The following is a 13,175-nucleotide window of genomic DNA, read 5'->3' as shown; positions in this document are numbered from 1 at the left end:
CGATGCGGCGCTACACGCCGCAGCGCGTCCGGGACACAAGAGAATCAAACGGTGGCCGGCTTGAGCTGCACCGATTCGCCGCAACCGCAGGCAGAGACCTGGTTCGGGTTGTTGAACACGAACTGGGCCTGCATCTTGTCGGCCTTGTAATCCATCTCGGTGCCGAGCAGGAACAGCACGGCCTTCGGATCGACCAGGATCTTCACGCCCTTGTCCTCGACCACTTCGTCGGTCGGACGGATCTCGTGGGCGTATTCGACGGTATAGGATTGTCCGGCGCAGCCGCCGTTCTTGATGCCGACGCGCAGGCCGACGATCTCGGAATCGGCGCGCTTGGTCAGCTCGGTGATCCGCTCCGCCGCGGCATCGGTCAATTTCATGACCTGCGGGCGCAGCCGCTTCGGCTTGGCTGGAGTCGGTGAAGCTTGCGTCATGTCACTCATGTGGTCAGTCCCAGCGGCAAATCAATTGCCGTTCTTCTTGAGCCAAAATTTAGTTCCCTAACGCATCACCACATATTGAGGACGAGGCGTGCCTCGTCCGACATCCGGTCCGGCGTCCAGGCCGGATCCCAGACCAGATTGACGTTGACGACGCCGACGCCGGGAACGCTGGCCACCGCGTTCTCGACCATCTGCGGCAATTCGCCCGCGGCAGGACAGTTCGGCGTGGTCAGCGTCATCAGGATATCGACGGAGCGATCATCCTTGAGATCGACCTTGTAGATCAGGCCGAGTTCGTAGATGTCGGCCGGGATTTCCGGGTCGAACACCGTCTTCAGCGCCGCGACGATCTCGCCACTCATGCGTTCGGTCTCCTCCGCGGGCAGCGCCGAGGTGGTTTCCATGGAGGCCGTCTTGACTTCGGCTGTATCGGTCATGCGAACAGTTCCCGCGCCTTGATCAGCGCCTGCACCAGATGGTCGACTTCTTCCTTGGTATTATACATCCCGAACGACGCCCGGCAGGTGGCCGTGACGTTGAACCGCTCTAAAAGCGGCATCACGCAATGGGTGCCGGCGCGCACCGCGATGCCCTGGCGGTCGATCACGGTCGCGACGTCGTGGGCATGCGCGCCCTTCATCTCGAAGGAGATCACCGGGCCCTTGTTGCGGGCGGTGCCGATCAGGCGCAGCGAGTTGATCTCGCGCAGGCGCTCTTGCGCATAGGTGAGCAGCTCATGCTCATGCGCGGCGATACGCTCCTTGCCGATCGAATTGACGTAGTCGATCGCGGCACCGAGCCCGATCGCCTCGACGATCGGCGGTGTTCCAGCCTCGAATTTGTGCGGTGGATCGCCATAGGTGACCCAGTCCTTGGCGACCTCGCGGATCATCTCGCCGCCGCCGTTGAACGGCCGCATCGCCACCAGATGCTCGTGCTTGGCGTAGAGCGCGCCGATGCCGGTCGGCCCGTACACCTTGTGGCCGGTGAAGGCATAGAAATCGCAATCGAGGTCCTGGACGTCGACCGGCAGATGCACCGCGCCCTGCGCGCCGTCGACCAGCACCGGAATGCCGCGGGCATGGGCGAGCCGGACCACCTCCTTGACCGGAACCAGCGTGCCGAGCGCGTTCGACATCTGGGTGATCGCGACGATCTTGGTGCGCGGCGTCAGGAGCTTCTCGAACTCCTCGATCAGGAAATTGCCTTCGTCGTCGACCGGCGCCCACTTGATCACGGCGCCATGGCGCTCCCTGAGGAAGTGCCACGGCACGATGTTGGAGTGGTGCTCCATGATCGAGAGGACGATCTCGTCGCCCTCCTTGATGTTCGCACCGCCCCAGGACGACGCCACCAGATTGATCGCCTCGGTGACGTTGCGGGTGAAGACGATCTCTTCATTGCGGCGGGCGTTGATGAACTTCGCGACCTTGTCGCGGGCGCCCTCATAGGCTTCCGTCGCGGCATTGGCGAGGTAATGCAGGCCGCGATGCACGTTGGCGTATTCGCTCTTGTACGCCTCCGTCATGCGGTCGAGCACCGCATTCGGCTTCTGCGCCGAGGCCGCGTTGTCGAGATAGACCAGCGGCTTGCCGTAGATCTGCATGGCGAGCGCCGGGAAATCCTGCCGCACCAGGGCGACGTCGTAAGAGCCGTTGGCGACCGCCTTGTGCATGCTCACGCCCTCGCCTGAAGCCAGCGCTGCGCGGTGGCAATTGCGACCTCGCGCAAGACGTCGCTGGCGATCGTCTCGATCGCCTCGCCGACGAAGGCCTGGATCAGAAGCGCCTGCGCCTCCTTCTCGGGCAGTCCGCGGGCGCGCATGTAGAACAGCAGGTTCTCGTCCAGCGCGCCGGTGGTCGCACCATGACCGCAGGTGACGTCGTCGGCGAAGATCTCGAGCTCGGGCTTGTTGTCGGCTTCCGCGTCGTCGGACAGCAACAGCGCGCGGGTCATCATCTTGGCGTCGGTCTTCTGGGCGTCCGGACGGACGATGATGCGACCCTGGAACACGGAATGGGCGCGGTCGTCGACGACGGCGCGGAAGATCTCGCGGCTGGCGCAATGCGGCACCGCGTGATCCATGAACAGCGTGGTGTCAGCGTGCTGCTTGCCGTTGATCAGATTGACGCCGTTGGTCTCGACGTTGGAGCCCTCACCGGCACAGGTGATCGTCAGCTGGTAGCGGCTGACATGACCGCCCGAAGTCAGGCCGAACGTGTTGAAATGGGCGTGCGCGCCGAGCGTAACCGTCGCGGAGGAAATGTTGAACGCGTCGATGGAGTCCACGACCAGCCTGATGTGATCGAGCCGCGCATTGTCGCCGATCGCAACGATCAGCCCGTCATGGGTCTGGTAGGCCTTGGCGCCTTCGCCCGCGAGATAGCTCTCCACCAGCGTCACGCCGGTGTCGCGGCCGAGCCGGAGCAGCGACCGCGTGAACATCGAAGCCGGCGTCGCGCCTGTTGCGACGTGGACGATGTGCAGCGGTTGCGACAGCACGGTGCCATTGGCGACGTCGATGACGACGCCATCGGTCGCCATCGCGCCGTTCAGCGCGATCATCGGATTGGAGTTGTCGGAGGCAAAGGCCTGGGCGGAGAGCCCACCATCGCTGGCCTCGAGCACTTCGCGCAGCGCGCGGATGCTGAGCCCCTTCTCGATACCGCCGAGATCGGACAGATCAGGCGCGAAGGTGCCATCGACCAGCACCAGGCGGCGCACACCGTCGATCGCCTGCAGCTTGACGGCAGCAGCCGCGCGATCCAGCCCGGCTGCATCCGGCGCCGGTGCGAGCGGCAGCACCTCCCGCATCAGGGCGCGCAGGTCGGTGTATTTCCAGTCCTCGATCCGGCGATGCGGCAGGCCTGATCGTTCATAGGCCTCGAATGCCCGGCGGCGCTGATCGGCGATCATGCCCTTGCCCGGCAGACGATCGCGCACCACGGCGAATGCATCGCCCAGCGCGCGTCCGGTCTCGGTCTTTGCTACAACGTTCATATGAAAACCCGTAACCTGATCAGGCAGCGTCTTCGAACTGCGCGTAACCGGACTCTTCCAGCTCCAGCGCCAGTTCCTTGCCGCCGCTCTTCACCACCCGGCCCTTCGACATCACGTGCACGACATCGGGCACGATGTAGTTGAGCAGCCGCTGATAGTGGGTGATCACGACCATCGCGCGCTCCGGCGAGCGCAGCGCGTTGACGCCGTCGGCCGCAATCCGCAGCGCGTCGATGTCGAGGCCGGAATCCATTTCGTCGAGGATGCAGACGGCCGGCTCGAACAGCGCCATCTGCAGGATCTCGTTGCGCTTCTTCTCACCGCCGGAGAAGCCGACATTGACGCCGCGCTTCAGCATATCCTGCGGGATGTTGAGCTGCTTCGCCACCTCGCGGACCTTCTTCAGGAACGCTGGCGACGAGATCTCGTCCTCGCCGCGCGCCTTGCGCTGCGCGTTAAGCGCCGCGTGCAGGAAATTCCAGGTGGTGACGCCGGGGATCTCCACCGGATACTGGAACGCCAGGAACACGCCCTTGGCGGCGCGCTCGTTGGGCGCCATCTCCAGCAGGTCCTCGCCCCTGAACAGGATTTGCCCGCCGGTGACTTCATAGCCGGACTTGCCGGCGATGACGTGGGACAGCGTCGACTTGCCGGAGCCGTTCGGCCCCATGATCGCGTGCACCTCGCCCGGATTCACCGTGAGCGACAGCCCATGGAGGATCTCGCGCTCCTCGACACGAACCTGCAGATCTTTCACTTCCAGCAGAGACATTCTGATTTTTCCTGAGCATCATCCGCAAAGCGCGCGTCGGCCGCGCCTTCGGCGGGATGGATTAGCCAACCGAACCTTCAAGGCTGATCGAGATCAGCTTCTGCGCTTCCACCGCGAATTCCATCGGCAGTTGCTGCAGCACGTCCTTCACGAAGCCGTTGACGACGAGGCCGACGGCTTCTTCCTGCGAGAGCCCGCGCTGGACGCAGTAGAACAGCACGTCCTCGGAGATCTTCGACGTCGTCGCTTCATGCTCGAACGTTGCCGAGGAGTTCTTGGCCTCGACATAGGGCACGGTGTGCGCGCCGCATTTGTCGCCGATCAGGAGCGAATCGCAGGCGGTGTAGTTGCGCGCGCCGGTGGCTTTACGATGCGCACTGACGAGGCCGCGATAGGTGTTCTGCGACTTGCCGGCGGCGATGCCCTTGGAGATGATCCGGCTCGACGTGTTCTTGCCGAGGTGGATCATCTTGGTGCCGCTATCGACCTGCTGGAAACCGTTCGAGATCGCGATCGAGTAGAACTCGCCGCTCGAATTGTCGCCGCGCAGGATGCAGCTCGGATATTTCCAGGTGATCGCCGAACCGGTCTCGACCTGGGTCCAGGAGATCTTGGAATTCCGGCCACGGCAGTCGCCACGCTTGGTGACGAAATTGTAGATGCCGCCCTTGCCCTCGGAATTGCCGGGGTACCAGTTCTGCACCGTCGAATACTTGATCTCGGCATCGTCGAGCGTGATGAGCTCGACCACCGCGGCGTGCAACTGGTTCTCATCGCGCTGCGGCGCGGTGCAGCCTTCGAGATAGGAGACGTAGGAGCCCTTGTCGGCGATGATCAGCGTGCGCTCGAACTGGCCGGTGTTGCGCTCGTTGATGCGGAAATAGGTCGACAGCTCCATCGGGCAGCGCACGCCCGGCGGCACGTAGACGAACGAGCCGTCGGAGAACACCGCCGAGTTCAGCGTCGCGAAATAATTGTCCGTGGTCGGCACCACGGTGCCGAGATATTTCTGCACCAGCTCGGGATGCTCGCGGATCGCCTCCGAGATCGGCATGAAGATCACGCCGGCCGCCTTCAGCTCCTTCTGGAAGGTGGTCGCCACCGACACCGAATCGAACACGGCATCGACCGCGATCTTGCGGCTGGGCGACGGCGGGCCGCCGGGCGGCGGCTCGACGCCTTCGAGGATCGCGACTTCCCGCAAGGGAATGCCGAGCTTCTCGTAGGTCTTGAGGATTTCCGGATCGATCTCGTCGATCGAGGACAGCGCCTTCGTCGGCTTCGGCGCCGCGTAGTAGTAGATGTCCTGATAGTCGATCTTCGGATAGTTGACGCGCGCCCAGGTCGGCTCGGTCATGGTCAGCCAGCGGCGATACGCCTCCAGGCGCCATTCCAGCATCCAGGCCGGCTCATTCTTCTTTGCGGAGATGAAGCGGACGGTGTCTTCCGACAGCCCCTTCGGGGCCTTGTCGGACTCGATCAGCGTCTCAAATCCATAACGATACTGGTCGACGTCGATGCGCCGGACGCGCTCGACCGTCTCTTGTACAGCAGGCATTCAATCCTCCGCTCGCGGTTTCAAGGACCGCGGTGGATCTCAAGTTCCGAAGTCTCTTACGATGCTTTGAAGACGAAATCACCCACTTAGAATTGTTCAAGCTGTGTTTCGTCGATCCCCCTTAAGTAAGGTATCGGCGAGCTTTCGCCAAGCCTTCAGGGCCAAATCGACGTCTGTCTCCGTGGTAGACCAGCCAAGACTGAGCCGCACCGCTCCCTGGGAGACCTCGGAGCGGTATCCCATTGCCTCCAAGACATGGGACGGCTGGACCTTGCCCGACGAGCAGGCGGAACCGGAGGAGACTGCTACCCCAGCCAGGTCGAACCCGATCACCGCCGTCTCGGCCTTCATGCCCGGTGCCGTGAAAAGAACGGTATTTGGCAACCTCTTGACGTCATCGGAGAAGACCAGCGAGCCCGGCGTCTGGCGCAGTCCGTGCTCGAGCCGGTCGCGCAGCCCTCTGACGCGGGCGGCGTCGGCCTTCAACGCCGCTATCGCAGCCTTTGTAGCCGCACCAAAGCCTGCGATCCCGGCGACATTTTCGGTCCCTGCCCGCCGCCCATGTTCCTGTCCACCGCCGCGCAGAAACGCCTCCAGCCCTTCGACATCAGCGGCGAGCACCAGCGCGCCGGTGCCCTTCGGTCCGCCGATCTTGTGCGCCGACAGCGTCATGAGGTCGGTCTGCGTCGAGGCCAGATCGAACGGGATCTTGCCGAACGCCTGGATCGCGTCGACATGCAACAGCCCGCCGGCCGCATGGACGAGCCCGGCGGCGTCAGCGACCGGCTGGATAGCACCGGTCTCGTTGTTCGCCAACATCACCGAGACCAGCGCAGGCGGCCCCTCCACCAGCAGCGCGCGCAGATGATCGAGATCAATCACCCCGGCGCGCGTGACATTGATTGCCGAGATCGCATCCGCTGAAAACCGTCCGCCCGCGAGCACGGACGCATGCTCGATCGCCGACACCAACAGGCGCCGCACCGGCGCGCTCGCAGCGCGGCGCAATCCCGGCGTTAGCGCCAGCGCATTGGCCTCGGTCCCGCCGGAGAGAAAGACGACGTCCTGCGCGCGGCCGCCAACCGCCTTCGCCACCGCGTCGCGGGCATCCTCGACCAGCCGTCGCGCCCGCCTGCCCTCGCTGTGCACCGAGGACGGGTTGCCGCTCAATTCCCACGCCGCAGCCATCGCCGCTTTCGCTTCGGCGCGAAGCGGCGTGGTGGCGTTCCAGTCGAGATAGACGCGCTCGGCCATGCAATCTGTCCGCCGCAACCACCATGGTTGCGGCCATCCACTGCGACATAACGACAGTCGGACACCGAGACCAGATCGGAGTCACCGGCAGGCGAGATTTTTCACGCTCGCTCGGAGCCTCGTCTTGTTGCCAAGCAAGACAGTCACAGCTCCCTGCGCGCGCATCACACAGCGCATATTCGCCCCCGCCAAGCTGCACAATTTCCTTGATTTTTGCCCCTTGCGTCATGCTAGAAGGCCTTCCAGCGTGCCGCCCGGCGGTGCCTGCGCCGCTTTCATCATGAGCCGCTTTGTTCGCGCACCGTCGCTGAAGATGGCTCCAACCGATTGATTGATCGACGTCAATCGAGGGAACGCAATGCCTGAAGTCATTTTCACCGGCCCTGCCGGCCGTCTCGAGGGCCGCTATCATCCGGCCAAGCAAAAGAACGCGCCGATTGCGATGATCCTGCATCCGCATCCGCAGTTCCACGGCACGATGAACCACCAGATCGTCTATCAGTGCTACTACGCGTTCGCGCATCGCGGCTTCTCGGTGCTGCGCTTCAATTTCCGTGGTGTCGGCCGCAGCCAGGGCTCGTTCGATCACGGCACCGGCGAATTGTCTGACGCCGCGAGCGCGCTCGACTGGGCGCAGGCGATCAATCCGGAAGCGCGCGCCTGCTGGGTTGCCGGCTTCTCGTTCGGCGCATGGATCGGCATGCAGCTTCTGATGCGCCGGCCTGAGGTCGAGGGATTCATCTCGATCGCACCGCCCGCCAATCTCTACGACTTCTCGTTCCTCGCGCCCTGCCCGTCGTCGGGCCTGATCGTGCACGGCGACAAGGATGCCGTGGTTCCGCCCAAGGACGTCAACACGCTGGTCGAGAAGCTGAAGACGCAGAAGGGCATCGTGATCGACCAGCAGGTCATCCCCGGCGCCAACCACTTCTTCGACGGCAAGCTCGAGCCATTGATGGAGACGGTGACCGGCTATCTCGACATGCGGCTCGCCAACGTGCGCTAGACGCCAACTTGTAGCCCGGATGGAGCGCAGCGAAATCCGGGACCAGTGACGCCGCGGTGAGAGCTGACCCGGATTGCGCTTCGCTCCATCCGGGCTGCGAATTCACTCCGGCGCGAACTTCAACGCGGCAATGCCGATCAGCACGAACGCAATCCCCGCAACCTTCATCGGGTTCAAGGCTTCGTTGAACAACAGCACGCCCATGGTGAGCGTGCCGACCGCGCCGATGCCGGTCCACACCGTATAGGCGACGCCGACGCCGAGCACCTGCAGCGCGCGCCCGAGCAGGAACACGAAGGCGGCGAGCAGCACCAGCGAGACCAGCGTCCAGCCGAGCCGCGTATAACCTTCGGCATATTTCATCGAGATCGCCCAGCCGACATCAAGCATTCCGGCGACAACGAGCGCGATCCAGGCAACCGAGTGCGACATGGCTTACGCGGCAAGCTTCAGCATGTGCGCGCGGTGGTTAACCAGGAATGCGTGCAGCAACGCGGGATAGTCGGCTGACACGGCGCTGCGCACGCTCCGCCGCTGCGCCAGCGCGCGGCGCCAGGCGCGCAGTTTTGGCGTGTGCGTAAAAACCGCGAGATCGGTCAGCTGGTCGAACAGATCGAAATAGCGGAAGATCGGCGCGAACACCGCATCCACCAGGCTGAAATTTGGGCCCGCGAAGAACGGCCCGGCAGCGAGCGCCGCCTCGACCCGCACGAACTTTGCGGCGACCGCCTGCCGCTTGCTCTCGAAGGCCGCGGCATCGGTCGCGGTCTCGAGTCCCCAGAGATCGCCGAGAATGGCCGAGCCGAACTCCATCCAGGCACGATGCTCGGCGCGGACCAGCGGGTCCTTGGGATGCAGCTTGGCGCCGGTCTGCGTCTCCTCGATGTACTCGCAGATCACGTTGCTTTCGAACAGCGCGACCTCGGTGCCGTCGTCACGGGTCACGACCAGCACCGGCACCTTGCCGAGCGGCGAGATCTTCAGGAACCAGTCCGGCTTGTTGCCGAGATCGATGTCGATCCGCTCGAACGGCACGCCCTTCTCATGCAGCGCGATCACCGCGCGTTGCACATAGGGGCAGAGCTTGTGGCTGATCAGCTTCAGGGCGGCCATGACGAACCTCGCGTTCAATGCAACTGCATCGAATTAAATGCAGCGGCATGGAACTGTCAAGGTAGATGCATTTGCATCTAAATCACGGTCGCGCGATGATGCCCCCGGTCATCGGGATCGGCACCCCCGTGGTGGCGGGATAGCTGAGCGGCAGGCCCTTCAGGCCGCGCGCGGCGAGGAAGCCGAAGGCCTGCGCCTCGATGGCGTCCGCGGCCCAGCCCAGCGCCTCGGCGGGTTCCACGATCGCCGGCGCCAGCCGTTCGCGCAGCATCCGCATCATCGTAAGGTTGGAGGCGCCGCCGCCGGAGACGATCCAGTTCTTCGGCACCTTCGGCAGCAGCGGCACGACGCGGGCGATCGCAGCCGCGGTGAGGGCGGTCAGGGTCGCAGCGCCATCGGCCGGCGCCACGGCGCCGAGCTTCAGGCTGGCAAAGTCGTTGCGGTCGAGCGATTTCGGCGGCGGCAGCGTGAAGAACGGCAACCTCAAGGCCTGTGCTACCCAGGCCTCGTCAGCCCTGCCCAGCGCGGCGAACTTCCCGGCGGTGTCGAACGGCTGATGCATCTGGCGGAACATGAAGTCGTCGAGCAGCGCATTGCCCGGCCCGGTGTCGCAGGCGATCAGCGTGTCGGTGCCGTCGATATAGGTGATATTGGAGACGCCGCCGATATTGACCACGACGATCGGCCCCTCGCGGTTCAGCGATTGCGCCAGCGCGCGGTGGTAGACCGGCACGAATGGCGCGCCCTGCCCGCCGGCCTCGACGTCGGCGGCGCGGAAATCGTGCATCACCGGGATGTGGATCGCCTTGGCGAGCGCCAGGGCATCGCCGATCTGCACCGTCAGCTTCCGCTCCGGGCGATGCAGCACGGTCTGGCCATGGAACCCGACGATGTCGATGTCCTGGGCGGAGATCCGGGTCTGCGCCGTGAAGCTGGCGACCGCCTCGGCATGGGCTGTGGTGACCGCCTGCTCGGCCTGCCGCAGGATTCCCGGCCGGGCATCGCGCCGCGACAGATGCACCGCCTCGGTCAGCGCCTGGCGCAGCAGGCTGCGCTCGCCGTCGGTATAGGGGCGATAGCCTGTGGGTCCGAAGGCCTTGATCTGGCGGCCGTCGGTCTCGATCAACGCGACGTCGACCCCGTCGAGCGAGGTGCCGCTCATCAGACCGAGTGCCGTTAACATCATCGTGGAAGCGCCCCAACCGGGAACCCCCGGCTTGTCTCAAACAAGTACATCCTATAATGCCACTGCGCGGCCGCCTGCGAGGCCTCAGCGTCAAGGTTCCGCAAATAGATGCAAAAACCGTAAAACAAGAATGATCTGGCTCGCCGACAAATGACTGCATTTAAATCGGATTTCCTGAATACTCTACAGGAACGCGGCTTCGTCCACCAGTGCTCCGATTTCGAGGGCCTCGACGCGCTTGCCGCGAAGGGCGAGGCGACCGCCTATGTCGGCTACGACTGCACCGCGCCGTCGCTGCACATCGGCAACTTCCTCACCATGATGATGCTGTACTGGCTGCAGCAGAGCGGCAACAAGCCGATCACGCTGATGGGCGGCGGCACCACGATGGTCGGCGACCCCTCCGGCAAGGACGAGACGCGCGCGATGCGCACGGTCACGGAGATTGAAGCGAACAAGGCGAGCATCCGCGGCGTGTTCGCCAAGGTGCTGCGCTATGGCGACGGGCATTCCGACGCCATCATGCTCGACAACGCCGAGTGGCTGACAAAATTGAACTGGATCGAGATGCTGCGCGACATCGGCCGGCACTTCTCGGTCAACCGCATGCTGACGATGGACTCGGTGCGGCTCCGGCTCGAGCGCGAGCAGGAGATGAGCTTCATCGAATTCAACTACATGGTCTGCCAGGCCTACGACTTCGTCGAGCTGTCGCGCCGCGCCGGCTGCCGGTTGCAGATGGGCGGCTCCGACCAGTGGGGCAACATCGTCAACGGCGTCGATCTCGGCCGCCGCATGGGCTCGCCGCAGCTGTTCGCGCTGACCACGCCGCTGCTCACCACCGCCTCCGGCGACAAGATGGGCAAGACCGCCAAGGGCGCGGTGTGGCTCAATGCCGACCAGTTCTCGCCGTACGACTTCTGGCAGTACTGGCGCAATGTCGAGGACGCCGACGTCACAAAATTCCTCAAGCTGTTCACGATCCTGCCGATGAGCGAGATCAACAAGCTTGCAGCGCTCGGCGGCAGCGAAATCAACGAGGCCAAGAAGGTGCTGGCGACCGAAGCCACCGCCCTGCTCCACGGCCGCGCCGCGGCCGCTGAGGCTGCCGAGACCGCACGCCGCACCTTCGAGGAAGGCGCGCTGGCCGAGACCTTGCCGACGGTGGAAATTCCGCGTGGCGAATTCGAAGCGGGATTCGGCGTGCTGGCCGCCTTCGTCAAGGCCGAACTCGTCGCCTCGAACGGCGAAGCGCGCCGGCAGATCAAGGGCGGCGGACTGCGCATCAACGATGCCGCCGTCACCGACGAGAAGATGCTGCTGACGTCGGCCAACCTGACGCCGGAAGGCGTCGTCAAGCTGTCGCTCGGCAAGAAGCGGCACGTGCTGCTGAAGCCTGCATAGGCATATTCGCATTTGTCGGTTGCGGGGCGTGCCGAAAGCGCGCTCCCTCCTTTGCGATGGACCAGAACACGCCCCTCGACGACAGGTTCGCCAAGCCGAAATCGGCGCGTGTCGCACTGAACGTGCTGGCGCTGTGCTTCGTGCTGTCGGTGCTCGGGCGCGGCCTCAGCGACAGCTTTACGGTGTTCCTGAAACCGATCTCGGAAAACTTCGGCTGGGATCGCGCCTCGGTGGTGTCGGTCTATTCGCTGGCCTGGCTCGCCAGCGGCCTCGCTGCGCCGCTGGTCGGACGCCTGTTCGACCGCTCGGGTCCGCGCGTGGTCTATGCGCTCGGCCTGTCGCTGCTCGGCTGCGCCTTCCTGGTCGCGTCGCGCGCCCAGCAGCTCTGGCAATTCCAGCTCAGCGTCGGCCTCTGCGTCGGTTTCGGCACTGCGCTGATCGGCAATGTCTCGAACTCGATCCTGCTCGGCCGCTGGTTCGGGCCGCGGCTGCCGACCGCGATGGCGGTGATGTATTCGGCCATGGGTGCCGGCTTGCTGGTGCTGCTGCCGCTGTCGCAGGTCCTGATCGACCGGATCGGCTGGCGCGACGCCTATCAGGCGTTCGGCGTCGGTGCGCTCTGCCTCCTTGTGCCGCTGGTGTTGCTGCCGTGGCGTCTGCTCGCAGGCGGCTCGCCGCACATCGTCAGGAAAGCAGAGACCAGTCTGGCCGACGAAGGCTGGACGCTGCTCGGCGCGATGCGCCACCACGCCTTCTGGGCGCTGTTCTCCACCTTCTTCTTCACGGCGGTCGCGATGTATGCGCTGACCGCGCAGATCGTCGCCTATTTGATCGATGTCGGCTTCCCGCCGCTGCAGGCGGCGACCGCCTGGGGATTCTCCGGCGTCGCGCTGTTCGTCGGCATGCTCGGCGTCTCCACGCTCGACGGCATCATCGGCCGCCGCCCGTCGGTGCTGTTCAGCTACGGCGTCTCGATCCTCGGCATCATCCTGCTCTGGCTGCTGCAGTGGTATCCGAACTACTGGCTGCTGACCGGCTTCATCATCTGCTTCGGCAGCATGATCGGCTCGCGCGGCCCGCTGATCACGGCGACCGCGCTGAAAATCTTCCGCGGCGAGCGCGTCGGCACGATCTACGGCACCATCATGATCGGCAGCGGCCTCGGCTCCGGCCTCGGCTCATGGGGCGGCGGCCTGATCCACGACTGGACCCACAGCTACAATCCGCTGATCGCCTTCGCGCTGGTCAATGTGGTGCTCGGCCTGATCCCGTTCCTGGTAGTGCCGGCGCTGCGGCGCTAGCGCTGCTTCCGTTCCGATTGAATCGGATCGGGGCTCTCGATTTCTTGTCTTGGCGCATTCTCTTCTCGCGAACTGGTCCGCGTCGCTCGACGCGGACAGTCATGACATCATCATTCCGGTTTCACATCGCCGTCTTGT

Annotated in this window: 13 protein-coding genes; 3 read left to right on the top strand and 10 right to left on the bottom strand. The window is 64.4% G+C overall.

Features of this window, described 5'->3' with window-relative positions:
• Window positions 1-44: 44 nt before the first annotated feature.
• The 7 genes from V5279_RS20935 to V5279_RS20905 all read right to left on the bottom strand — a co-directional run bounded on the left by V5279_RS20935 (window position 45) and on the right by V5279_RS20905 (window position 7,027).
• The gene (locus V5279_RS20935) at window positions 45-434 is read right to left on the bottom strand and encodes an iron-sulfur cluster assembly accessory protein (protein ID WP_338701314.1); all 390 of its coding nucleotides are present in this window, start codon (window positions 432-434) and stop codon (window positions 45-47) included.
• Window positions 435-508: 74 nt separating this feature from the next.
• Window positions 509-880 (bottom strand): SUF system Fe-S cluster assembly protein, encoded by a 372-nt coding sequence (locus tag V5279_RS20930; protein ID WP_166294943.1) that lies wholly within the window; start codon window positions 878-880, stop codon window positions 509-511.
• Entirely contained in the window at window positions 877-2,124 is a 1,248-nt protein-coding gene (locus V5279_RS20925) for a cysteine desulfurase (protein ID WP_338700585.1), read from the bottom strand. The genes V5279_RS20930 and V5279_RS20925 overlap by 4 nt, the downstream gene beginning before the upstream one ends.
• Window positions 2,121-3,443, bottom strand: coding sequence for a Fe-S cluster assembly protein SufD (sufD, locus tag V5279_RS20920; RefSeq protein WP_338700583.1), 1,323 nt, complete (start codon window positions 3,441-3,443; stop codon window positions 2,121-2,123). Before sufD ends, V5279_RS20925 begins: the two co-directional genes overlap by 4 nt.
• 19 nt (window positions 3,444-3,462) lie before the next feature.
• The gene (sufC, locus tag V5279_RS20915; RefSeq protein WP_338700581.1) at window positions 3,463-4,215 is read right to left on the bottom strand and encodes a Fe-S cluster assembly ATPase SufC; all 753 of its coding nucleotides are present in this window, start codon (window positions 4,213-4,215) and stop codon (window positions 3,463-3,465) included.
• 61 nt (window positions 4,216-4,276) lie between these two features.
• Entirely contained in the window at window positions 4,277-5,773 is a 1,497-nt protein-coding gene (gene sufB, locus V5279_RS20910; RefSeq protein WP_338700579.1) for a Fe-S cluster assembly protein SufB, read from the bottom strand.
• Between the two features lie 96 nt (window positions 5,774-5,869).
• Complete coding sequence (locus tag V5279_RS20905; RefSeq protein WP_338700577.1) at window positions 5,870-7,027, bottom strand: cysteine desulfurase family protein; 1,158 nt, start codon at window positions 7,025-7,027, stop codon at window positions 5,870-5,872.
• A gap of 358 nt (window positions 7,028-7,385) precedes the next feature.
• On the opposite strand from V5279_RS20905, the gene V5279_RS20900 reads away from it, so the two are divergent.
• Window positions 7,386-8,033, top strand: coding sequence for an alpha/beta hydrolase (locus V5279_RS20900; protein ID WP_016843213.1), 648 nt, complete (start codon window positions 7,386-7,388; stop codon window positions 8,031-8,033).
• 102 nt (window positions 8,034-8,135) lie between these two features.
• Here the strand turns inward: V5279_RS20900 and V5279_RS20895 are convergent, their stop codons facing one another.
• The 3 genes from V5279_RS20895 to V5279_RS20885 form a co-directional block, all read right to left on the bottom strand.
• Window positions 8,136-8,465: a multidrug efflux SMR transporter gene (locus V5279_RS20895; RefSeq protein ID WP_338700566.1), complete on the bottom strand. Its 330-nt coding sequence runs from the start codon at window positions 8,463-8,465 to the stop codon at window positions 8,136-8,138.
• A 3-nt stretch (window positions 8,466-8,468) separates the two neighbouring features.
• Window positions 8,469-9,146 carry a glutathione S-transferase family protein gene (locus V5279_RS20890; RefSeq protein ID WP_338700565.1) on the bottom strand — a complete coding sequence of 226 codons (678 nt, stop codon included), beginning with the start codon at window positions 9,144-9,146 and terminating at the stop codon, window positions 8,469-8,471.
• 82 nt (window positions 9,147-9,228) lie between these two features.
• Window positions 9,229-10,332: an anhydro-N-acetylmuramic acid kinase gene (locus V5279_RS20885; protein WP_338700564.1), complete on the bottom strand. Its 1,104-nt coding sequence runs from the start codon at window positions 10,330-10,332 to the stop codon at window positions 9,229-9,231.
• Between the two features lie 150 nt (window positions 10,333-10,482).
• Here V5279_RS20885 and tyrS point away from each other — a divergent pair, with 150 nt between their 5' ends.
• Both tyrS and V5279_RS20875 read left to right on the top strand, forming a co-directional pair.
• Window positions 10,483-11,736: a tyrosine--tRNA ligase gene (tyrS, locus tag V5279_RS20880; protein WP_338700563.1), complete on the top strand. Its 1,254-nt coding sequence runs from the start codon at window positions 10,483-10,485 to the stop codon at window positions 11,734-11,736.
• Between the two features lie 56 nt (window positions 11,737-11,792).
• On the top strand, window positions 11,793-13,037 hold the full coding sequence (locus tag V5279_RS20875) for an MFS transporter (RefSeq protein ID WP_338700562.1): 1,245 nt from the start codon (window positions 11,793-11,795) through the stop codon (window positions 13,035-13,037).
• Window positions 13,038-13,175: the final 138 nt, after the last annotated feature.

The organism is Bradyrhizobium sp. 26S5, assembly GCF_036923295.1.
Lineage (GTDB): Bacteria > Pseudomonadota > Alphaproteobacteria > Rhizobiales > Xanthobacteraceae > Bradyrhizobium > Bradyrhizobium septentrionale.
Note: the sequence above shows the minus strand (reverse complement) of the source record. Positions and strands in the feature narration are given on the sequence as shown.

Coding starts and splice junctions, on each gene's coding strand:
- V5279_RS20930 (WP_166294943.1), bottom strand. CDS start 880: ATGACCGATACAGCCGAAGTCAAGACGGCCTCCATGGAAACCACCTCG.
- V5279_RS20885 (WP_338700564.1), bottom strand. CDS start 10,332: ATGATGTTAACGGCACTCGGTCTGATGAGCGGCACCTCGCTCGACGGG.
- sufB (WP_338700579.1), bottom strand. CDS start 5,773: ATGCCTGCTGTACAAGAGACGGTCGAGCGCGTCCGGCGCATCGACGTC.
- V5279_RS20890 (WP_338700565.1), bottom strand. CDS start 9,146: ATGGCCGCCCTGAAGCTGATCAGCCACAAGCTCTGCCCCTATGTGCAA.
- sufC (WP_338700581.1), bottom strand. CDS start 4,215: ATGTCTCTGCTGGAAGTGAAAGATCTGCAGGTTCGTGTCGAGGAGCGC.
- V5279_RS20905 (WP_338700577.1), bottom strand. CDS start 7,027: ATGGCCGAGCGCGTCTATCTCGACTGGAACGCCACCACGCCGCTTCGC.
- V5279_RS20935 (WP_338701314.1), bottom strand. CDS start 434: ATGACGCAAGCTTCACCGACTCCAGCCAAGCCGAAGCGGCTGCGCCCG.
- V5279_RS20900 (WP_016843213.1), top strand. CDS start 7,386: ATGCCTGAAGTCATTTTCACCGGCCCTGCCGGCCGTCTCGAGGGCCGC.
- V5279_RS20875 (WP_338700562.1), top strand. CDS start 11,793: ATGGACCAGAACACGCCCCTCGACGACAGGTTCGCCAAGCCGAAATCG.
- tyrS (WP_338700563.1), top strand. CDS start 10,483: ATGACTGCATTTAAATCGGATTTCCTGAATACTCTACAGGAACGCGGC.
- sufD (WP_338700583.1), bottom strand. CDS start 3,443: ATGAACGTTGTAGCAAAGACCGAGACCGGACGCGCGCTGGGCGATGCA.
- V5279_RS20895 (WP_338700566.1), bottom strand. CDS start 8,465: ATGTCGCACTCGGTTGCCTGGATCGCGCTCGTTGTCGCCGGAATGCTT.